This is a genomic window from Kordia sp., from assembly GCF_045105435.1.
Lineage (GTDB): Bacteria > Bacteroidota > Bacteroidia > Flavobacteriales > Flavobacteriaceae > Kordia.
In genome coordinates, this window is the sequence record NZ_JBGCDL010000183.1 from 14,484 (window position 1) to 33,895 (window position 19,412).

A 19,412-nucleotide genomic window follows, 5' to 3' on the forward strand; every position below is an offset into this window, starting at 1 on the left:
TATTAAAAATGGCTGTTACAGAACAATTAACATCTCAGCAAGCAATTGAATTAGAAGACAAGTACGGAGCGCACAATTACCATCCACTTCCAGTGGTATTGAGTAGAGGAGAAGGCGTGTATGTTTGGGACGTAGAAGGAAAAAAGTATTTTGACTTTTTATCTGCATACTCAGCAGTAAACCAAGGGCATTGCCATCCAAAAATTGTCAATGCAATGGTAGCACAATCGCAAACACTGACCTTGACATCGCGTGCATTTTATAATGACATCTTAGGCCGTTATGAAAAATTTGCTTCCGAATATTTTAACTTCGACAAGTTATTACCAATGAATACAGGTGCAGAAGCGGTAGAAACTGCTTTGAAAATTTGTAGAAAATGGGCATACGAGAAAAAAGGAATCGCAGAAAACAAAGCAGAAATCATTGTATGTGAAAACAACTTTCACGGAAGAACAACAACGATTATCTCGTTTTCAAACGATCCAGTAGCACGAAAAAACTTTGGTCCATATACAGACGGATTCATCAAAATAGCATATGACAATCTTACTGCTTTAGAAGAAGCATTAAAAAATAACCCGAATGTAGCAGGATTCTTAGTAGAGCCAATTCAAGGTGAAGCAGGAGTTTATGTGCCATCAGAAGGATATTTAGCAAAGGCAAAAGCTTTGTGTGAAGCGCACAATGTATTATTTATTGCCGATGAAGTACAAACAGGAATTGCACGTACAGGAAGATTGTTAGCAACTTGCGGAAATTGTTCTTGCGAACAAAAAAACTGTAGCGGAACACCAGAAGTAAAACCAGATGTATTAATTTTAGGAAAAGCATTATCTGGCGGTGCATATCCAGTATCAGCAGTATTAGCAAATGACGATATTATGAGTGTTATTCGTCCTGGAAATCACGGTTCTACTTTTGGAGGAAATCCTGTTGCAGCAGCAGTTGCTATGGCAGCATTAGAAGTTGTAGAAGATGAAGCATTGGCGGAAAATGCATTTCAATTGGGAGAACTTTTCAGAAGCGAAATCAACAAATACATTGAAACAAGCGGAATTGTAACACTTGTAAGAGGAAAAGGATTGTTGAATGCAATTGTAATTGATGATACGGAAGAAAGTGATACTGCTTGGAATATTTGTATGGCTTTGCGCGATAATGGATTGCTTGCCAAACCAACTCACGGAAACATCATCCGTTTTGCGCCACCACTAGTAATGACAAAAGAACAATTGCTAGAATGTGTAGCGATTATTACAAAAACACTAAAACAATTTGAATAGTGCCAATACGCAAACAAAATACAAACGTATTCGATAATTTTGAATTACGATTAAACGAAAGCTCAAAGAAATTTCTACGCGAAACTTCCAAATGGGCTTTCGTCCTTTCTATGATTGGATTTGTATTTTCAGGGTTTTTATTGTTTGTGGGTATATTTTCCTTGATCTTTTTCAACGAAGCTACAACCGTATTTGAAAGCCTGATCGAGTTTCCACCGTATGTCTATTCAATACTATACATGGTTTTTTCGGTCATCAGCCTCTTTCCAGCCATCTATGTATATTCATTTTCCAGAAGAATGAAAACAGCATTATCAGAAAAAAATACGGAAGATTTAACCGCCGCATTTTCTAAATTAAAACTATACTACAAATTCCTCGTTATTGCGATTACAACTACTGTGCTAATCGCCATTTTAGCAATACTTTTTATTGTGCTGATAAATAACGCATAACGCTTCATTAGTACAGACGCGTTCTGTTAAATTAAAAATCACGATCACTTTTATCAAAAAATGACTTTCATACTACATAAAATAGTATTTTTGTAGCCTAAAATTGTATAAAGTGAACCCTAAATATAAAACAGCAATCTATTTTTTTATGGTATTTCTTGGTGGAGGATTATTACTCTTTCGAGATGATATAAAAGGCGAAACGCAAATTGTAGTCACCGTAATTGCTGTCTGTGTAATGATGTTTGGCTTGTATAAAGTGACTTCTTCACAAATGTCCAATCAACAGAAAAACTACAAAGACCAAGAATATTACAACAGAGAAAAATATTCTCAAGAAGAAGAATTAGAAGAAGAATAAAGGAAAATAGGCATGAATTTTCAAGAAGGAGATCGAGTAGAAACCATTGACGATGTCATCAAAGGAATTGTAAAAGCTACAAAAGGCAATACAATAACGATTGAAACTGATGAAGGTTTTCCGTTGCAGTTTGAAGCAGCTGAATTGGTAAAGATTAACGCAGACGAAATTGTACGCGAATTATCGAATCAAAAAATATACAGCGCCATTCAAGAAAAAGAAGCTTCAAAAAAGCCAAAACGGAATTTTGAAAGAACGCGAAAAGAGCGCGAACAAAACGCAATGGAAGTTGATTTACACATTCATCAACTTACAAAATCTCACAAAGGCATGAGCAATTATGACATGCTGAGTTTACAAACAGATACTGCAAAACGACAATTGGAATTCGCGATTAGAAAACGCATTCCGAAAGTAGTTTTTATTCACGGCGTTGGTGCAGGCGTTCTTAAAGAAGAATTATATTATTTATTTCGTCAATTTGACAATGTAAAATATTATGACGCCAATTATCAAAAATACGGATTAGGCGCAACGGAAGTCTATATTTATCAAAACCCAAAATAGTTTTTTAAAATTTCAATTCACACATATGAAAAAATACATTTTAATACTTTTAATCGCATCCTTATTTTCATCTTCATGTTCGCAATCAAAAGATCCAAAACAGCAATGTATTGCGGATTTTAAATCAGATATCAAAATAATAAAAGATTCTTCAATGTTCTATCTAGACAAAGGAATTACATTATTAAAAGAAGGTGTTGATCCAACCGAAATTGCGGCAGAAATAGATTCTAAACTAAACTATTACAGAATTGAGCAGAATAAAAAATCAAAAGAATTTAGAATCAAACTAGATGAATTGGGAGTTTCACAAGTAGTATACGACACAGTTACTCGTAAAGTACTTTTGGAAGATTTTAGAGACAATGTTAAGAAGTTTAGATATCTTATTAAAAAAGGAGTGCAACTTAACTAACGTTTACAAACTCAAAATCATTTTTAAATATGAAAAAGTACATTTACATACTCTTTTTACTATGTTGTTTGCAATTTTCTAATGGGCAATCTCAAAAGGAAAAAGACACAGAAATTGAGTTTTTTAAATTTGAAATCAAGCAGTTGAATGATTCTACAACCTATTATTTTGACTTAGGCGTAAAATTATTGAAAGAAGGGGAAGATTCAGTTATAATTGAAAAATTGATCAAACCCAAATTAAAAAAATACGAAACTGAGATTAATACAAAAATATATAGTTTTAAGGGAATTATTGAAAAATTTAAACTCACTAGATCGGAATCAATTGTTATTTATCAACAATTAAAAGATATTTTTAAAAGTAACTCAGAAAAGTATGATTATCTCATCGAAAATGATGTAAATATTAAATAAAAACTACTCCGCAGGCGTTTCAATAGTTCCATAAGGGAATTCGTTGTAACGCACATCTTGTCCATTTGTTCCTGTAAAAACAACATTTGTTAAAAGAATGGTATGTTGGTATTCTGTTACCACACCATCTACCAGAACTTCTGTAGTAATGACTTCAACATCTCCAGAAGCGGCTGTATATTCTAATACTACAGCAATATCAGATGGTAATTCGTCACAAAAATAACTACTCGTAATATTTGTGTCAAAGCTTCTATAATAACAATTTGCGGCACCATTTAGTTCTTCAACTCTTGGTGTATCTGCATCTTCGGTTGCTTCATTTATAATTAAATCATTCGGAACTTCTAAAATTAAAGTTTCTGCACCATTAATCTTAAACAATAATGTAACTCCAGCTTCTTCAACACAGGCTTGTACCACAGCATCGGTTGTTAAGTCAATTTCTTCCAAAGTTAAATCTCCATCATCACAACTAAAAAAAGTACATGTGATTAAAAAAAGGAACACTATTTTTTTCATAAATGGTATAATTAAAAATTCTGCATCAAATTTAAGAAACAAAAGTATTAAGAAAACTCTATTTATATCCAAACTTATTGTTAATAATTTTATTTAGACTATTTTAGCTTCGTTTAATTTTCAATCAACCTTATTTACACACATACGAAATGAAAAACGTATATTTTGATAGTGCGGCAACGACGCAAATTCGTCCAGAAGTTGTAGATCGTATCAAAAAAGCACTAGAAGAGAACTTTGGAAATCCATCTTCAACACATAGTTACGGACGTTCGTCTAAAACACTAATAGAAACAGCACGAAAAACCATCGCAAAATATTTAAACGCTTCGCCGCAAGAAATTATTTTTACTTCTGGCGGGACGGAAGCCGATAATATGGCATTGCGTTGTTCGGTTAGAGACTTAGGTGTTACTACAATTATTACCTCGCCAATTGAACACCATGCAGTATTGCATACGGTGGAGCAATTGCGTATAGAGAGTGATATTAAAGTTGCTTATGTCAAACTACAATCGTGCGGAACGCCAGATTATGAAGATTTGGAAGCTTTATTAAAAGCAGATAACTCTAAGAAATTAGTCAGTTTAATGCACGTAAATAACGAAATAGGAAACTTATTAGATGTTGATAAAGTAGCCGGAATTTGCAAAGAATACGGCGCGTTATTTCATTCAGATACGGTGCAATCGATTGGACATTTTGATTGGGACGTACAAAAAACGTCTGTAGATTTTATGGCTGCTGCGGCACATAAATTTCATGGACCTAAAGGAATTGGTTTTGCTTTTATTCGAAAAGATTCAGGTTTAAAACCGTTAATTTTTGGAGGTTCGCAAGAACGCGGATTTCGAGCAGGAACAGAAGCTGTACACAATGTAGTAGGCTTGGAAGAAGCATTTCGCTTGGCGTATGAAAACTTACCAGAAGAAAAAGCCTATGTAGAAGGTTTGAAAACATACTTTATGGACGAACTTAAAAAAGTGCTTCCCGAAGTAAAATTCAATGGAAACTGCCATGAAACCACAAAAAGTACGTACACGTTGGTAAATGTATGTTTGCCGTTTGATCAGCAAAAAGCATTAATGTTGCTTTTTCACATGGATTTAAAAGGAATTGCTTGTTCCAAAGGAAGTGCTTGCCAATCAGGAAGTAGCAAAGGATCGCATGTATTAAGAGCGATACTAAATGATGACGATTTAGAAAAGCCATCGTTGCGTTTCTCGTTTTCAAAATTCAATACCAAAGAAGAAATTGATTACGTAATACAAACATTGCACGAATATGCAAATTCGTAATGTAAATAATCGCGTACAAATAAAATATACGAAGCGAATTCTTATTCAGAATTCGCTTTTTTTATACAAAATCATCAGAGTGTTTCATTATTATCTCTATATTGAAAAACCATTTAAAAACGAGCCATTTCCTAATCTAAAACTAGAATGAGCAACGTCATTGCATCAAATCCAAGTCGTGTCAAAGTTGCGTATCTGTTGCTATTGATTGCTTCTTTTTTTGTCATCTACAGTACTATTTTTGATGAAAAAGTAAGTTTGGGCGGCGACAATGCGAGTTATTATATCTTAGGGAATTCCATTGCAAATGGCGATGGGTACACAAATATTCATCATGCCGAAAAAGAAGCGCATTACCATTATCCGCCAGGTTATCCAACACTAATTGCAGGTGCTGTAACACTATTTTCAAACGATATTATCACCGTCAAAATACTCAACGGCGTATTTCTTTTAGGCGCTATTTTACTATTATTTTTTATCGTAAAAAAGCTGTCACAAAACCATCATATTGCGTTTGCAGTGAGTTTTATTAGCTTACTAAATTATCATATTTTAGGCTATGCTACCATCATGATGAGCGAAATTCCATTTCTGTTTTTCTCGTTATTATGTATTTGGTTATTTCTAAAAAATGATTTCTCAAAGCCCATTTTTAAAAATTGGCATTTCTTACTATTGCTAATTTGCCTAAGCTTTTCGTTTTACCTTCGTTCCATTGCTTTAGCGTTATTTGTGAGTATGGTTTGTTTCGTAGTTATCAAAAAAAAATGGCGTTATCTCTTAGGTTTCGTTGGCGGTTTTGTCGTATTATATCTTCCGTGGATGCTTAGAAACAGCAGTGCGTCAAACACGTATGTATCGCAACTTTCTTTAAAAAACCCGTATCAACCAGAGCAAGGTAGTATTGGTTTTTCAGACATTATAGAACGAATCAGTATTAATATTGAAAGATACATTACCAAAGAAATTCCTTCCGGATTAACGTCTTCCAAGGAAATCATATACACAGACGCTTCCGCACCAATTACTGAATGGTTTATTGGTTTTTTGTTGCTCATTGGCATTGCATTCGGAATATACAAATTGCCAAAATACAGCACTTTCATACTATTATATGTCTTGGCTTTTTTCGGTTTATTAATGGTTTGGCCAAGTGTTTGGTACGGAACTCGATTTTTGGTACCGCTCATTCCACTACTTATTTTTCTATGTATTTTTGGAATGATCTCATTTTTAGAATGGATTCAAGAAAAGTGCATTCCGAAGAAAATCAAAAATTTCACAGCAATACTTACTGTAATTCTCTTAAGTTTTTGGTCTTTTATGTATGGAAGTGACGCTGTTTCAAAACTAAAATTAAAAGCGGAAACGGAATATGCTGATAATTATAAAAACTATTTCGCTTTGGCGGATTGGATCAAAGAAAATGCAAATGCTACTTCAGTAACTGCGGTACGAAAAGAAGGCTTGTTTTATCTGTTCTCACAAAAAAATGTAACCAACTATAAAAAAACACTTGACAAAGAAGCGCAACTTGAACACTTAAAGGCTAAAAATGTTGACTATGTAATTGTAGCGCAATTAGGATATTCATCCACAAGTAAATATGTAGTGCCTGTGATTGACAGATATCCGAATAAATTTAAAATGATCAAACAATTGCAAAATCCCAATACTTATTTAATGCAATTTGTACCTGAATTGGGATATTCGGGCGATTGGAAAGATGATAAAAGAAATGGCTTCGGAACTTATGTTTGGGAAGATGGACAAAAATATGTCGGGCAATGGAAAGACAATGTGCGACACGGAAAAGGAATTGTTTCGTTTAAAAACGGCGAACAATTAGAAGGTGTTTGGATAAATGGGAAACTGAATGGAGAAGTAGTGAAAAAGGATAAAAATAATGTCGTTATAGAAAAAAGTAACTACAAAGACAATGTCAAAATAGAAGTGATTTATGAAGCTAACTAAACTTTCCATCATCATACCTGTGTTCAATGAAGCTGCGACGGTTCGGTTGATTTTAGACAAAATAAAAGCCACAGAATTGATTGAAGGCATTGAAAAAGAATTCGTCATTGTGGATGACGGTTCGCAAGACACTTCAAAACAGTTGATTCATGCGTTTATAGCGGAAAACCCAACATTAACAATCCAATTCCATGAACATGAAAAAAATCAAGGAAAAGGCGCTTCTATTCATACAGGAATTTTAAAAGCAACAGGCGAATATTTGGTTATACAAGATGCGGATTTGGAATACGATCCAAAAGAATACAATTTATTGCTACAACCTGTCCTAAATGAAGATGCAGACATAGTATATGGTTCTCGTTTTTTAGGAAAAAAAGGAAAACAGACTTCTTATTTTTGGCACTACAACGCGAATAAATTTTTAACATTTTTGTCCAATCTGTTTTCAGGATTGAAACTGACAGACATGGAAACCTGTTATAAATTGCTAAACACAAAAATGGTACAATCCATTCAACTCAGTGAAAAACGTTTTGGCTTTGAGCCAGAAATAACCGCGAAAATTGGAAGAATACAAAATATTCGTGTGCGTGAAGTTGCTATTTCTTATGAAAGCCGACAATACAAAGAAGGAAAAAAAATTGGTTGGAAAGATGGTGTTAGAGCCATTTATTGTATTGTAAAGTATGGACTTTTTAGAAGGAATTAAAAAGCAAAGAGGCTGTCTGGAAAGTTTCAAAAGCCGTCATTCTGGACTTGATCCAGAATCTCATAAAGCTGATTTTCAATTGTTATGCGAAACCGAATCAAGTTCGGTTTGACGAAATTATGACTTTTTAGACAGCCTCTTCTTTTTTTTATGAGAGTGTAATTTGATTAGTTGAGAGTTAGTTGCAGGTAATTAGTATTTTATAAAATCATAAATGAGTAAACGTGTCTTTCAGTACGTAAAAGAGGTGTATGAGTTGGGGAAGTGTAATTTATTGAAAATCAAGTTATTTCTTTTCCTCATACGGGAATTTTCTACTGGCAATTCGCATCATTCTATTGATAATGTTCTTCGTGTTTTTTCCCGATTTACGATTGATCGTTTTCTCGTAACGCCACAATAATTTCCCCGTATTTTTAGTACTTAATTTGATGATAATTTTTCCGTAATCGGATTTTCCCTTTAAAAAAGTAATCAAATTAAAAGACGTGTCCACATCTTTAGAAAGTACAATGCGAGACGTTAATGAACCATTAATAATAGCATCCACTTTTAAAACTTTGCAAAGCTCTTGTGGCGCGTAAATATCCATATCTTCCGCAGTAATTCCTGCTTTTGCCAACATACGATTGGTGGTGTTGATATCTTGAAACTCAATTTTAAGTTTCTTTTTACGCTTTCTGTTCAAAAAATAACTTTCTAACGCTTCTTGTACTGCAACACCTTCACGTTGTTCTAGCTCTTTAATTTGTGTTTTACTATACGAATTGTCATCAGATTTTAACTTCAATGTCGTCTGAAAAGGAAGAATAGCAATTATTTTATGATCTTTTGAAATTTCTTCAAACGAATCACTAATGTAAATCTTTTTCTGTGCGTTGCTTTGTTGTATTCCGAAGAATAGTATAAAAATAAAGAGTACCTTTTTCATCTTTCACATTTTGTTATTCCTGCGTAAACAGGAATCTAATTATAGCATGATTTTTTTAAAAACTCTCGCAAAGATGATTCACTTTAGTTTATGAGCATGAGTGAGCACAATCAACAATCGTACATCGAAAATCAAAAACGCATTCCCATCTTCACATTAAACACACGACCTGTTAAGAAATTTGGGATTCCAAACTGACGTTTTGTATATACATCACGAACCCACGTATTGGTAATTGAGTTTTGTACATCAAACACATTGAAAATCTCAAAACCTAGGTTCAATTCTTTAAAAGCAGATTTCCAACCGCTTTCAAACTGTCTGTCTTTGTCTACCAATACATACGAGAATCCTACATCGGCACGTTTATAATCAGGCAATTCACTTTGAAATAAATATGGATCCGAATAACTTGGCGATCCACCAGGCAATCCTGTGTTATATGTTAAATTCAGGTATAATTTCAAATTCGGAATCTTTCGCATATAATCTTGAAACAAAACGGCAAGCTTCAAACGTTGATCGGTTGGTCTGCTAATATATCCGCGATTGTTAATGTTTTCTTCTGTTTTTAAATAACCTAAACTTACCCAACTTTCGGTTCCAGGAACAAACTCACCATTCAAACGCATATCCAAACCATACGCATACGCATCTGCTGCATTATCAGCACGGTAACGAATACGAACGTTTTCAATAGTATATGCATTTACGTCAGATAAACTCTTATAATACGCTTCGGTTGTCAATTTAAAAGGTCTGTCCCACAACTTAAAACTGTAATCATTTCCTAACACAATATGAATTGATTGCTGTGCTTTTACATTCGGATTTACAACACCGTCAGGTCCACGCAATTCTCTGTAAAATGGCGGTTGATGGTAAAACCCACCTGACAAACGAAACAACATGTCTTGTTCCCAGTCTGGTTTAATGGCAATTTGCGCTCTCGGACTTACCACAGCTTGCGTATTGCTTTCAATTCCTTCACCATTTACAGTCCAACTGTGTGCACGCACACCAATATTTGTATACAATTCGTGTTCGCCAATCATGGATTGTTTGCTCCATTGTGCATATCCAGAAAAGCGATCAATTTGTGTATTATTTCGAGCGCGAATCGATTGAAAAGGTTCCAACGGACCTTCAAACGCTTCATATGGTTGATTATTTCCTAAACCAGGTAACGGCGGACGAATAGAGAAACCAGCAGAATCAATCACTTCCCATTCAATCAAACGGTCACGAATGTCTTCATGTGTATATTTTAATCCCCAATCAACTTGATTTTCATCGCCATCAATTTCATACGTTCCTTTGTGTTCTACATTTACAATTAGCGCATCTAAGTCGTTACGACCATGATTTAATTGCGAACCAATTCCTTCGCTAAATTCTACATTTCCTAAATCTTCATCGCCAATATTTGAGTTTACTTCACCCAAACGGTATTGCGCCAAAATATCAAAATGCTCTTGTTCTGTGGTATGATACATGGAAGTAATAAACTTCAACGTTACTTCATCATTCAGAAAATAATTAGCTTTTAAAGCGCCAAAATACGTTCGGTAACGGTCTTGTTCTTGTCCTTCATAAAAAACCAACAATGCCACAGGATCTTGCAAAGTTCCAAAATTAGTTTGTCGCGTTAACGGTTCGTAATCGTAATCATTAAAAGAAACATTTCCCAAAAAGTTTAAGTGAAATTTATCTGAAAATTTATATGTCAAATACGTTTGAAAATCCACAAAACGCGGTCTAAAATTCGTTTCAGTCTGTTTGCTATTTACGAGTAAGCTATTGTCGCGAAAGCGAATTCCAGAAATGGTAGAAAACTTACTGTCCTTACTAACTGTTTCAATAGAAGCACTTCCGCCAAGGAGACTTAAGTTGACTCTTCCGCCAAAACTAGTTGGTCTTTTGTAGGTAATATCTAATACAGAAGAAAGTTTGTCGCCAAATTTTGCTTGAAATCCTCCTGCAGAAAAATCTACATTTTGGACTAAATCGGAGTTTACAAAACTCAAACCTTCTTGTTGTCCTGAGCGAATTAAAAACGGGCGATAGACTTCAATTTCATTTACATATACTAAGTTTTCATCGAAGTTTCCACCACGAACCGAATATTGTGTACTTAATTCATTATTATTATTTACTCCAGGAAAAGACATTAATAAATTCTCCACTCCAGGATTTGCGCCAGGAATTAAGCGAACTGTCTCCGCAGAAACCGTTTGTATTCCTTGAACTGCTTTTCGTTTTTGAGAATCAATAATAACTGTTTCTATCTGTTCTGTAGTTGTTGACATGATTGGGAAAATTTCATAATCTTCTCCATTTTTCAACTGCACCGTAAATTGGATGAGTTTGTGCGAAATGTGTGTCAATGTCAGCGTAACTTTTTCATTGGCAGGGACCACAATTTTGAAAAAACCATTTTTATTGGTTTGTGTTCCTGTACCGACAGAAGTTTTAATATTTACGGCATCAATGGGTTTATTATTGGCATCTAAAATAACTCCTCGTACAGTTCCTGTTTGTGCAAACATGACGCTGGCAAACAATAAAAAAGTCAAGAAAAGTATAAAACGTGTGGGTTTCAAAAGTATCAGTTTTTAGTTTTTCTATAAAATATGCTGGTAAAAGTAGTATTATTTCCAACATTATCAGTAACGATCAACTTTAAATTATGTTTTGCTTCAGTAAAAATAATATCGTTAAAATTGTACGTTAGCATGCCTTTTTTGGGATCGTATTCGAGTAAAATCCATTTTCCGTTAATCGTTCCACGAAAACTACGTACGCCAGAAAGATCGTCACTTACTCTAATTTTTAAGTATTTTTTGGAAGAAATCCATTTGTCTTTTGCAAAGTTTACAGGTTTCACTTTTGGTGGAACAGAATCTTTTGCTAAGAAATACGTACCCAAATTTTTTGTGCTCGTTGTAAATGTAGAGCCTTTCTTTTTGGTGGAACTGTATGCTGGTTTTTTCTTCCTGTTTAAACTTGCAATGAATAGTTTTTTTCTGTCTTTAGCGGAATATTTAGAAACATCGAAAGAAATTACGAAGTTTTTATGCGCAGCTACTTTGTCATTGTGAATGTTGTAGCGTCCTTTTTTATCTTTTGATAGATCGAAATAAAAATCTTCATAAAATGTGTTTTTAGGAATGTACACACTTACATTACCTTCCTTAATTGAATGTTCTGTGTTTCGAGTAATTAAATTTTTGGTAACCGTTTCTTTTCGTTTTTTTGTGATTTTTTGTTTTTTACCAACAATAGGAACGGTAATCGTTGTCATATTATTTTTAAAATCCTTTACTTTTAAAACAACGGTATATTCTTTTCCTTCTTCTATTTGAATGCGACCATTATTGACTACATTATCATAAATACTCAATTTATTAGCAGCTGTTACAAAACAACGTTGCACGCGCTGTTTTACTTTTTTAAATCGTGCATAATCTATTAATGTATTGATGTATCTCGATTCGCCAAACGAAAACTTATTGAACGTGTAGCTAAAATTTTTCGTACCATTTACAAAGCTTTCCACTTGATACACTCCGTTTTTATTAACCGCTAAATCTTGTCGGTCGTATGAATTAATTCCCAAGCCAATTTCGCCAGAAGCGTATATTTTTGCTGCGGTATAACTATTTTTCTCTTTTCCTTTTTTCAATTGCAATTGCACAATTTTGTTAGAAGCATTTACTTGTGCATCTTCTGAAAGTGTGTATGCAAATACGGCATTTACTGTAGGATTGTGCGAATCTTTCACTTCAATACCAAACAACATCGGATTCATAGGTTTTGCCGCTGCATCACGAATTTCAAAGTGCAAATGCGGTCCGCCAGAAGAACCACTATTTCCTGAATAGGCAATAACTTCTCCTTTTTTCACTACCAATTCTGTCGGTTTTGGATACAGTTGAATGGCGTAACTTTCTTTGTTGTATTGTTGTTTCTTTAAATACGCTTCTAACTTTGGAGCTAGTTTTTTCAAATGCGCGTACACTGAAGTATATCCGTTGGAATGTGTTACATATAATGCTTTCCCAAATCCCCAATGTTGAATTTTAATGCGCGAAATATGTCCATTACCAATAGCAAATACTTCAAAACCTTCTTTCTGTTTCGTTTTAATGTCAATTCCTGAATGAAAATGATTGCTACGAAGTTCACCAAACGTTCCCGATAAAATAATTGGAATATTCAACGGCGATCTAAAATCGGCATTGGTTATTTTATTTTGAGAAAAGGCTTGTGAAAAGAAAAATATGAAAATAAAAAACAGTCTGTACATAAATCAAAAATGCGTTTGAAAAGCTAAAATAGCTAATACTTAGTTAATTTGGAATGATTGAATTCAAAAACTGCACCAAAAAAAATACAAATCTTAAAGTATTACTTTAAATAATAGTCAAATCCCTTGCGAACTAATTTTATGAATGTTAAATTTGTAACCATACGCATTGAATTAAAATGTAATGAGCAGTACTTTGAAAATCGTTGATTCTCTTGAGAATAGAGTAAGTAAAATGCTTCACAGACTTGAAGTTTTGGAGCAAAAAAATCAACAATTGCATCAAGAATTAGCGAATTCAAAGGCGGAATCGCAACGTTTAGGCGAAGAAATCTCACAGTGGGAAGAAAAGTTTAACACGTTAAAAATTGCAAATTCAATGCTTGGCAGTGATAACAATAAAAAAGAAGCTAAGCTTAAAATAAATACATTAATTCGGCAAATTGACCATTGTATTGCACAATTGGCTGAATAAAAGAAGAGAGTTCTTTACACTATGGAAAACAAGCTCAAAATAAAGCTTTCTATTGCAGATAGAGTTTATCCGCTAACCATTTCGGCAAGCCAAGAAGAAGGATTGCGGAAAGCGGCTAAAAAGATAGAAGCAATGATTAAGCAGTTTGAGCAAAGCTACGCGGTAAGAGATAAGCAAGATGTTTTGGCAATGTGTGCCTTGCAATTTGCAGCCCAAGTAGAGCAAAAAGCCATCGATAAAGACACAAATCAAACAGCATTAGAAGAAAAATTAAAAGCGCTCGACGCATTACTGAAAGCGCAGCTTAGTTCATAAGTTCTTTAAAATATAATAGGTTACTGCCTACATTGGTTTTTATTTTTGATAAACTCAACGTTAATTTAATTAAAAAGAGTGAGTCATGGTTGTAAAAGCAAGCTGTCAGTACAATTTCGGTTGTATTTGGGCAGATCCTTGATCAATCTGTTAGCTCTAAACTTGTTTTTTGGAGTTTATACAAAACTCTAATCAATGTAGGCTTTTTTTATGAAACTCGGTTTAGTAAACCTCAATTTTGAAAAGCTCAAAGCGCAAATTCAAAATGGTAAGCTGAACTAATCCCGTTGCGAAGCGGAATCACATAGTTTGATATTTTTAGTTTTGAAAAGCTCTTAGCGTTTTACATCGAACGCAATCGAGATGCATTCAAAATTGCAAGTTGAACTAACACCACTGAAAAGTGGAAATTAAGGTTTTTACCTTACTAACTAATACATAATTAAGACGATAGATGATGGATAATATGACAATTATAATTGCAGTCGCCGTTGGTGCGATTGGTTTAATCATAGGTTTTCTCATAGCAAAAAGTTTAGAGAAAAAACAAGCTTCAAAAATTATTGAAGAAGCTAAAAAAGAAGCTGCTTCCGCACTGAAAGAAGCCAAGGCAAATGCCGAAAATGTGAAGAGAGACAAAATTCTTCAAGCCAAAGAAAAATTCCTAGAACTAAAAGCAGAACACGAAAAGTTCATTCTATCGAAAGATAAGAAAATGGCAGAAGCTGAAAAACGTACACGTGACAAAGAATCTCAAGTTTCTAGCGAATTATCTAAGAATAAAAAACTAAATCAAGAGGTAGAAGCAAAAGTAAAAGATTATGATTACCGATTGGATTTTGTTGAAAAGAAGCAATCAGAAGTTGAGCGTTTACACAAAAGTCAAGTAGAACAATTGGAAGTTATTTCTGGATTGTCTGCCGATGAAGCCAAAGAACAATTGGTAGCTTCCCTGAAAGAAGAAGCAAAAACAGATGCGATGAGCTACATTCAAGGAAAACTTGAAGAAGCAAAATTAACAGCGCAACAAGAAGCAAAGAAAGTCATTATCAATACGATTCAACGTATTGGAACAGAAGAAGCAGTAGAGAATTGTGTGTCTGTTTTTAATATTGAATCAGACGATGTTAAAGGTCGTATTATTGGTAGAGAAGGACGAAATATTAGAGCGCTAGAAGCAGCAACTGGAGTTGAAATTATAGTAGATGATACGCCAGAAGCAATTATCTTATCTTGTTTTGATTCAGTTCGAAGAGAAATTGCACGTTTGTCATTACATAGATTGGTTACAGATGGACGAATTCATCCAGCACGAATTGAAGAAATTGTAAAGAAAACTCGCAAACAAATTGATGAAGAAATCATTGAAGTTGGAAAACGTACGGTAATCGATTTAGGAATTCACGGATTGCATCCAGAATTGATTAAAACGGTTGGACGTATGAAATACCGTTCTTCTTACGGACAAAACTTGTTACAACACTCGCGTGAAGTAGCAAAACTTTGTGGTGTCATGGCTTCTGAATTAGGATTGAATCCGAAACTTGCCAAAAGAGCAGGATTACTACACGATATTGGAAAAGTGCCAGATACAGAAACAGAAGTGCCACACGCAATTTTAGGAATGCAATGGGCAGAAAAGTATGGTGAAAAAGCAGAAGTTTGCAATGCAATTGGAGCACACCACGACGAAATTGAAATGACTTCATTATTATCGCCAATCATTCAAGTATGTGATGCAATTTCTGGAGCAAGACCAGGCGCACGTCGTCAAGTATTAGACAGTTATATACAACGTTTAAAAGACTTGGAAGATATTGCATTTGGATTTAACGGAGTGAAGAAAGCCTACGCAATTCAAGCCGGTAGAGAATTACGTGTAATTGTTGAAAGCGAAAAGGTAGACGATGCAAAAGCAGCAGAATTATCATTTAATATTTCACAAAAAATCCAAACGGATATGACCTATCCTGGACAAGTGAAAATTACGGTAATTCGTGAAACAAGAGCTGTAAATATTGCCAAGTAAGTAATAAAGCACACAAAATATACTCACAAAACGTGAATATCGAAGTTTTTTGAAACTACGGTATTCACGTTTATTGTTTATGGCAAACCTATGACGACGCGAGATGGTTTATGGTTAACTTTATATATAACCTAAATAAAACTTAACATGTTAAAGAAACTCTTGAATCTAACTGGCGTTGATGCACTTACGAAAGTGCAGCAAGTACGAGCCAATGGAGGAAAAGAATCCTCCGTAACCTCTTCTTTTATGTGTTACTGCAACAGTGTTTTTATTGGAGATAAAAATTCAGTAAAAGATTGCTGGAAAGCTTGTTAAATCAGTAATACTGAAAAAGATGAAAAGCAGAAAACTTATATAAAGGTTTCTGCTTTTTTTATGTTCGTGGATGAAATTTTTCCATAATTGCGGCCAAATGTTTTCGGTCTACGTGCATGTAAATTTCAGTTGTGGTAATACTTTCATGTCCCAACATTAATTGTATGGCACGCAAATCGGCTCCGTTTTCTAGTAAATGTGTAGCAAACGAATGGCGAAATGTATGCGGAGATACATTCTTTTTTAATCCAATTTTCTCAACCAAACGTTTTATAATCGTAAAAATCATGACGCGTGTTAATTGTTTTCCGCGTCTATTCAAAAATACGGTATCGCTAAATTCAGGCACTTCTTTGACAAAAGGACGTGATTCTTTTACATATATATTGATGTGTTTTTTTGTGATAGGACCAATAGGTACAAAACGTTGTTTGTCACCTTTTCCGGTTACTCTTATAAAACCTTCATCAAAAAATAGATCGGATAACTTTAAATTGACCAATTCGCTTACGCGCAATCCGCAACCGTATAAAGTTTCAATAATTGCTTTATTTCGATGTCCTTCTGCGGAACTTAAATCAATGGCAGAAATCAGTTTTTCAATATCTTCAAGTGCTAATGTATCGGGTAATTTTCTACCTATTTTTGGTGCTTCAATCATTTCGGTCGGATTGTCTTTTCGATATTCTTCAAACACTAAATAATTAAAGAAACTTTTCAACCCAGAAATAATGCGTGTTTGCGATCGGGCATTGAGTACTTTCGCAATCTCATAAATAAATTGTTGCACCGTATCTTCATCGATAGATAATGGTGAATGATTGATTTCATTATGCTCAATAAATCGAATAAGTTTTTCAATATCGTGCGAATAATTCACAATAGTATTACCAGACAAACCGCGTTCAATCTTTAAATAATGTTTAAAATCTTTTAGCGTATGAGTCCATTTCATAGAAAAAAACGTGTTTGTTTGGGAATTTTAGTTAAAAAAAAACAATTGAATATCAGTATGTTAAAAAAAATAAGAATACTTATCAATGTTAATAATTAGTTAACAAATGTAAGATAATATACAAAAAGTGTTTTTTTTGTACTCGAATTAATTAAAAAACTATTTTAAAATGAAAAAAATTATTTTAGCAGCTGTTGCTGTTTTCGGATTCGCATTTACTGCAAACGCACAAGACGATGACAAAGCTACAGGACAAACAGCAAAAGGAAAGTGGTTAATCGAGGCTAATACAGGTAACGCTGTTTTAGGAACAACTGGTATCTACTTTACATCTGTTGATGGAGAATCTACTTTCAACATCGGTTTAGATGGAGGTTATTTTGTAATGGACGATTTAGCTATTAAAGCTGGTCTTGGTTACGGATCTGACTCTGCGGCAGACACAAACATTTTCTCGTACCGTTTAGGAGCTAAATATTATGTAAAAAGCATGATTCCTATTTCGTTAGATTTAACAGGATCTTCTATTAAAGATGCTCAAGAAAACCCAATGTGGTTAGGAATTGGAGCTGGTTACGCTTGGTTTATTGGAAACAATGTTTCTATTGAGCCAGGACTTCGTTACAACGTTTCTTTAAACGAAGACTTTACAGATGAAGGAGTTTTACAATTCAATGTTGGATTTGCATTACACTTCTAAAAAAAGCACAAAACATTATGCCAAAAAGAGGAAGCAATGCTTCCTCTTTTTTTGTTCTAAAACTGATTAAGATACCAAATATTTAATACATTCGTAGATACATTAACAATCAGTAAAACGAATTAGTATATGAAAAAAGTTACTATTCTTTTCGTATTATTATGCTTTGGACTTACTGCCAATGCACAAAATTTCTCTTTTGGTTTTAAAGGAGGTTATAATTTAGCAGGCATACAAGGAGATGATTCTAATGGATTTCAAATGCGTCATGGATTTCATTTAGGAGTTGTGTCTGAGTTTGAATTGACCAATACATTTTCAATACAACCAGAAATAATATATTCACAACAAGGAGCAAATAATAATGCTGTTTTTGTATTCAATGAATTTCCTCTTATAGAAGGTGAATTGGAGTCTGATTACAATTTTATAAACCTTCCAATTATGGCGAAGTATTATATTCTTAAAGGATTTAGTATTGAGTTAGGTCCGCAAGTTGGGTTTTTACTTTCTGCAGCGCAAAAAAATGAAAGTCAAATTGTAGACGTAAAAGATCGGATAAAAAGCATAGATTTTGGTGTCAATTTTGGTCTAGGCTACAAACTTTCTAATGGTTTAAACTTTGGAGTACGTTATAATGCTGGACTTACTAATATTAATGATATTAGTGGATTGCCTAATAAAAATAGATACGGTGTACTACAGTTCTCAATTGGCTATTTTTTACGAAAATAGATAACTCAAAAATAAATCATTAAAAGGAAGCCTAGTGCTTCTTTTTTTATGCATTGAAATTCGTATTTTTACCAAAACAATTCCTATGAATATTATTATTGTCAATGGACCTAACTTAAATCTGCTCGGAAAACGCGAACCCGAAATCTACGGAAGTGCTACGTTTGAAGATTATTTTAAAACACTACAAACGCAGTTTTCAACAGTAAATTTAAGCTACTATCAATCGAATGTTGAAGGCGAATTGATCAATAAACTACAAGAAATCGGTTTTGAATTCGATGGTATTATTTTAAACGCAGGTGCGTATACACATACTTCTATCGGGATTGGTGATGCTATCAAAGCCATTTCGACACCTGTCGTAGAAGTCCATATTTCCAACACATTTGGCAGAGAAGCATTCAGGCATCAATCGTATATCTCACCCAATGCAAAAGGTGTTATTTTAGGTTTTGGAATGCAAAGTTATCAATTGGCAATTCAGAGTTTTTTATCTTAAATAAAATACGCTATGTTCATTCTTCAATACTTTGAAAGTCTTTGTTAGTGAATTCTATCAGACCAAAAAATAAATAGAAAATTACAGATGAAAAAAGCATACTTTAATTGGAGTACAGGAAAAGACTCTTCACT

General features: G+C 33.9%; 21 protein-coding genes and 1 other RNA gene. 17 read left to right on the top strand and 5 right to left on the bottom strand.

Translation table 11 applies throughout. From position 1 onward, the window contains the following. The first annotated feature begins 8 nt into the window (after window positions 1-8). The 6 genes from rocD to AB8B65_RS09810 all read left to right on the top strand — a co-directional run bounded on the left by rocD (window position 9) and on the right by AB8B65_RS09810 (window position 3,500). Entirely contained in the window at window positions 9-1,286 is a 1,278-nt protein-coding gene (gene rocD, locus AB8B65_RS09785) for an ornithine--oxo-acid transaminase (protein ID WP_405300778.1), read from the top strand. Continuing rightward, window positions 1,286-1,741 (top strand): hypothetical protein, encoded by a 456-nt coding sequence (locus tag AB8B65_RS09790; protein ID WP_405300779.1) that lies wholly within the window; start codon window positions 1,286-1,288, stop codon window positions 1,739-1,741. The genes rocD and AB8B65_RS09790 overlap by 1 nt, the downstream gene beginning before the upstream one ends. Window positions 1,742-1,853: 112 nt before the next feature. Further along, window positions 1,854-2,102 carry a hypothetical protein gene (locus tag AB8B65_RS09795; RefSeq protein WP_405300780.1) on the top strand — a complete coding sequence of 83 codons (249 nt, stop codon included), beginning with the start codon at window positions 1,854-1,856 and terminating at the stop codon, window positions 2,100-2,102. Between the two features lie 12 nt (window positions 2,103-2,114). Beyond that, the gene (locus AB8B65_RS09800; RefSeq protein ID WP_405300781.1) at window positions 2,115-2,669 is read left to right on the top strand and encodes a Smr/MutS family protein; all 555 of its coding nucleotides are present in this window, start codon (window positions 2,115-2,117) and stop codon (window positions 2,667-2,669) included. 25 nt (window positions 2,670-2,694) lie between these two features. After that, on the top strand, window positions 2,695-3,084 hold the full coding sequence (locus tag AB8B65_RS09805; protein ID WP_405300782.1) for a hypothetical protein: 390 nt from the start codon (window positions 2,695-2,697) through the stop codon (window positions 3,082-3,084). Window positions 3,085-3,113: 29 nt separating this feature from the next. Further along, window positions 3,114-3,500: a hypothetical protein gene (locus tag AB8B65_RS09810; protein ID WP_405300783.1), complete on the top strand. Its 387-nt coding sequence runs from the start codon at window positions 3,114-3,116 to the stop codon at window positions 3,498-3,500. A gap of 3 nt (window positions 3,501-3,503) precedes the next feature. Here the strand turns inward: AB8B65_RS09810 and AB8B65_RS09815 are convergent, their stop codons facing one another. After that, complete coding sequence (locus AB8B65_RS09815; RefSeq protein WP_405300784.1) at window positions 3,504-4,022, bottom strand: hypothetical protein; 519 nt, start codon at window positions 4,020-4,022, stop codon at window positions 3,504-3,506. A 149-nt stretch (window positions 4,023-4,171) separates the two neighbouring features. Between AB8B65_RS09815 and AB8B65_RS09820 the strand changes: the two genes are divergently transcribed. The 3 genes from AB8B65_RS09820 (at window position 4,172) to AB8B65_RS09830 (ending at window position 8,009) form a co-directional block, all read left to right on the top strand. Continuing rightward, entirely contained in the window at window positions 4,172-5,320 is a 1,149-nt protein-coding gene (locus AB8B65_RS09820; RefSeq protein WP_405300785.1) for a cysteine desulfurase family protein, read from the top strand. 147 nt (window positions 5,321-5,467) lie between these two features. After that, complete coding sequence (locus AB8B65_RS09825) at window positions 5,468-7,297, top strand: phospholipid carrier-dependent glycosyltransferase (protein WP_405300786.1); 1,830 nt, start codon at window positions 5,468-5,470, stop codon at window positions 7,295-7,297. Further along, window positions 7,284-8,009 (top strand): glycosyltransferase family 2 protein, encoded by a 726-nt coding sequence (locus AB8B65_RS09830; RefSeq protein WP_405300787.1) that lies wholly within the window; start codon window positions 7,284-7,286, stop codon window positions 8,007-8,009. The genes AB8B65_RS09825 and AB8B65_RS09830 overlap by 14 nt, the downstream gene beginning before the upstream one ends. Before the next feature lie 286 nt (window positions 8,010-8,295). On the opposite strand, the gene AB8B65_RS09835 is transcribed toward AB8B65_RS09830, so the two are convergent. The 3 genes from AB8B65_RS09835 to AB8B65_RS09845 form a co-directional block, all read right to left on the bottom strand. Further along, window positions 8,296-8,940: a hypothetical protein gene (locus AB8B65_RS09835; RefSeq protein WP_405300788.1), complete on the bottom strand. Its 645-nt coding sequence runs from the start codon at window positions 8,938-8,940 to the stop codon at window positions 8,296-8,298. A 131-nt stretch (window positions 8,941-9,071) separates the two neighbouring features. Beyond that, a complete protein-coding gene (locus AB8B65_RS09840) occupies window positions 9,072-11,489 on the bottom strand; it encodes a carboxypeptidase-like regulatory domain-containing protein (protein WP_405300798.1) in 2,418 nt (805 codons plus the stop codon). A 59-nt stretch (window positions 11,490-11,548) separates the two neighbouring features. Continuing rightward, a complete protein-coding gene (locus AB8B65_RS09845) occupies window positions 11,549-13,249 on the bottom strand; it encodes a M23 family metallopeptidase (protein WP_405300789.1) in 1,701 nt (566 codons plus the stop codon). A gap of 184 nt (window positions 13,250-13,433) precedes the next feature. Between AB8B65_RS09845 and AB8B65_RS09850 the strand changes: the two genes are divergently transcribed. The 5 genes from AB8B65_RS09850 (at window position 13,434) to AB8B65_RS09870 (ending at window position 16,386) form a co-directional block, all read left to right on the top strand. Next, window positions 13,434-13,724, top strand: a complete 291-nt coding sequence (locus tag AB8B65_RS09850; RefSeq protein WP_405300790.1) for a hypothetical protein — start codon at window positions 13,434-13,436, stop codon at window positions 13,722-13,724. Between the two features lie 21 nt (window positions 13,725-13,745). After that, window positions 13,746-14,039, top strand: coding sequence for a cell division protein ZapA (locus AB8B65_RS09855; protein WP_405300791.1), 294 nt, complete (start codon window positions 13,746-13,748; stop codon window positions 14,037-14,039). Between the two features lie 52 nt (window positions 14,040-14,091). Further along, a non-coding RNA gene (gene ssrS, locus AB8B65_RS09860) (6S RNA) lies at window positions 14,092-14,217 on the top strand. Window positions 14,218-14,496: 279 nt separating this feature from the next. After that, window positions 14,497-16,068, top strand: a complete 1,572-nt coding sequence (gene rny, locus AB8B65_RS09865; RefSeq protein WP_405300799.1) for a ribonuclease Y — start codon at window positions 14,497-14,499, stop codon at window positions 16,066-16,068. Window positions 16,069-16,215: 147 nt separating this feature from the next. After that, window positions 16,216-16,386: a hypothetical protein gene (locus AB8B65_RS09870; RefSeq protein ID WP_405300792.1), complete on the top strand. Its 171-nt coding sequence runs from the start codon at window positions 16,216-16,218 to the stop codon at window positions 16,384-16,386. 58 nt (window positions 16,387-16,444) lie between these two features. Here the strand turns inward: AB8B65_RS09870 and xerD are convergent, their stop codons facing one another. Beyond that, entirely contained in the window at window positions 16,445-17,341 is an 897-nt protein-coding gene (xerD, locus tag AB8B65_RS09875) for a site-specific tyrosine recombinase XerD (RefSeq protein WP_405300793.1), read from the bottom strand. A 169-nt stretch (window positions 17,342-17,510) separates the two neighbouring features. Here xerD and AB8B65_RS09880 point away from each other — a divergent pair, with 169 nt between their 5' ends. The 3 genes from AB8B65_RS09880 (at window position 17,511) to aroQ (ending at window position 19,278) form a co-directional block, all read left to right on the top strand. Further along, window positions 17,511-18,041 carry a hypothetical protein gene (locus AB8B65_RS09880; RefSeq protein WP_405300794.1) on the top strand — a complete coding sequence of 177 codons (531 nt, stop codon included), beginning with the start codon at window positions 17,511-17,513 and terminating at the stop codon, window positions 18,039-18,041. A gap of 129 nt (window positions 18,042-18,170) precedes the next feature. Beyond that, the gene (locus AB8B65_RS09885) at window positions 18,171-18,776 is read left to right on the top strand and encodes a porin family protein (protein ID WP_405300795.1); all 606 of its coding nucleotides are present in this window, start codon (window positions 18,171-18,173) and stop codon (window positions 18,774-18,776) included. Between the two features lie 85 nt (window positions 18,777-18,861). Beyond that, entirely contained in the window at window positions 18,862-19,278 is a 417-nt protein-coding gene (gene aroQ, locus AB8B65_RS09890; protein WP_405300796.1) for a type II 3-dehydroquinate dehydratase, read from the top strand. Window positions 19,279-19,412 lie beyond the last annotated feature (134 nt).

What these genes read in the sequence shown, in the direction of transcription:
- rocD (WP_405300778.1), top strand. Translation starts at nt 9, where the DNA reads ATGGCTGTTACAGAACAATTAACATCTCAGCAAGCAATTGAATTAGAA.
- AB8B65_RS09800 (WP_405300781.1), top strand. Translation starts at nt 2,115, where the DNA reads ATGAATTTTCAAGAAGGAGATCGAGTAGAAACCATTGACGATGTCATC.
- AB8B65_RS09805 (WP_405300782.1), top strand. Translation starts at nt 2,695, where the DNA reads ATGAAAAAATACATTTTAATACTTTTAATCGCATCCTTATTTTCATCT.
- AB8B65_RS09810 (WP_405300783.1), top strand. Translation starts at nt 3,114, where the DNA reads ATGAAAAAGTACATTTACATACTCTTTTTACTATGTTGTTTGCAATTT.
- AB8B65_RS09815 (WP_405300784.1), bottom strand. Translation starts at nt 4,022, where the DNA reads ATGAAAAAAATAGTGTTCCTTTTTTTAATCACATGTACTTTTTTTAGT.
- AB8B65_RS09820 (WP_405300785.1), top strand. Translation starts at nt 4,172, where the DNA reads ATGAAAAACGTATATTTTGATAGTGCGGCAACGACGCAAATTCGTCCA.
- AB8B65_RS09825 (WP_405300786.1), top strand. Translation starts at nt 5,468, where the DNA reads ATGAGCAACGTCATTGCATCAAATCCAAGTCGTGTCAAAGTTGCGTAT.
- AB8B65_RS09830 (WP_405300787.1), top strand. Translation starts at nt 7,284, where the DNA reads ATGAAGCTAACTAAACTTTCCATCATCATACCTGTGTTCAATGAAGCT.
- AB8B65_RS09835 (WP_405300788.1), bottom strand. Translation starts at nt 8,940, where the DNA reads ATGAAAAAGGTACTCTTTATTTTTATACTATTCTTCGGAATACAACAA.
- AB8B65_RS09840 (WP_405300798.1), bottom strand. Translation starts at nt 11,489, where the DNA reads ATGTTTGCACAAACAGGAACTGTACGAGGAGTTATTTTAGATGCCAAT.
- AB8B65_RS09845 (WP_405300789.1), bottom strand. Translation starts at nt 13,249, where the DNA reads ATGTACAGACTGTTTTTTATTTTCATATTTTTCTTTTCACAAGCCTTT.
- AB8B65_RS09850 (WP_405300790.1), top strand. Translation starts at nt 13,434, where the DNA reads ATGAGCAGTACTTTGAAAATCGTTGATTCTCTTGAGAATAGAGTAAGT.
- AB8B65_RS09855 (WP_405300791.1), top strand. Translation starts at nt 13,746, where the DNA reads ATGGAAAACAAGCTCAAAATAAAGCTTTCTATTGCAGATAGAGTTTAT.
- rny (WP_405300799.1), top strand. Translation starts at nt 14,497, where the DNA reads ATGGATAATATGACAATTATAATTGCAGTCGCCGTTGGTGCGATTGGT.
- AB8B65_RS09870 (WP_405300792.1), top strand. Translation starts at nt 16,216, where the DNA reads ATGTTAAAGAAACTCTTGAATCTAACTGGCGTTGATGCACTTACGAAA.
- xerD (WP_405300793.1), bottom strand. Translation starts at nt 17,341, where the DNA reads ATGAAATGGACTCATACGCTAAAAGATTTTAAACATTATTTAAAGATT.
- AB8B65_RS09880 (WP_405300794.1), top strand. Translation starts at nt 17,511, where the DNA reads ATGAAAAAAATTATTTTAGCAGCTGTTGCTGTTTTCGGATTCGCATTT.
- AB8B65_RS09885 (WP_405300795.1), top strand. Translation starts at nt 18,171, where the DNA reads ATGAAAAAAGTTACTATTCTTTTCGTATTATTATGCTTTGGACTTACT.
- aroQ (WP_405300796.1), top strand. Translation starts at nt 18,862, where the DNA reads ATGAATATTATTATTGTCAATGGACCTAACTTAAATCTGCTCGGAAAA.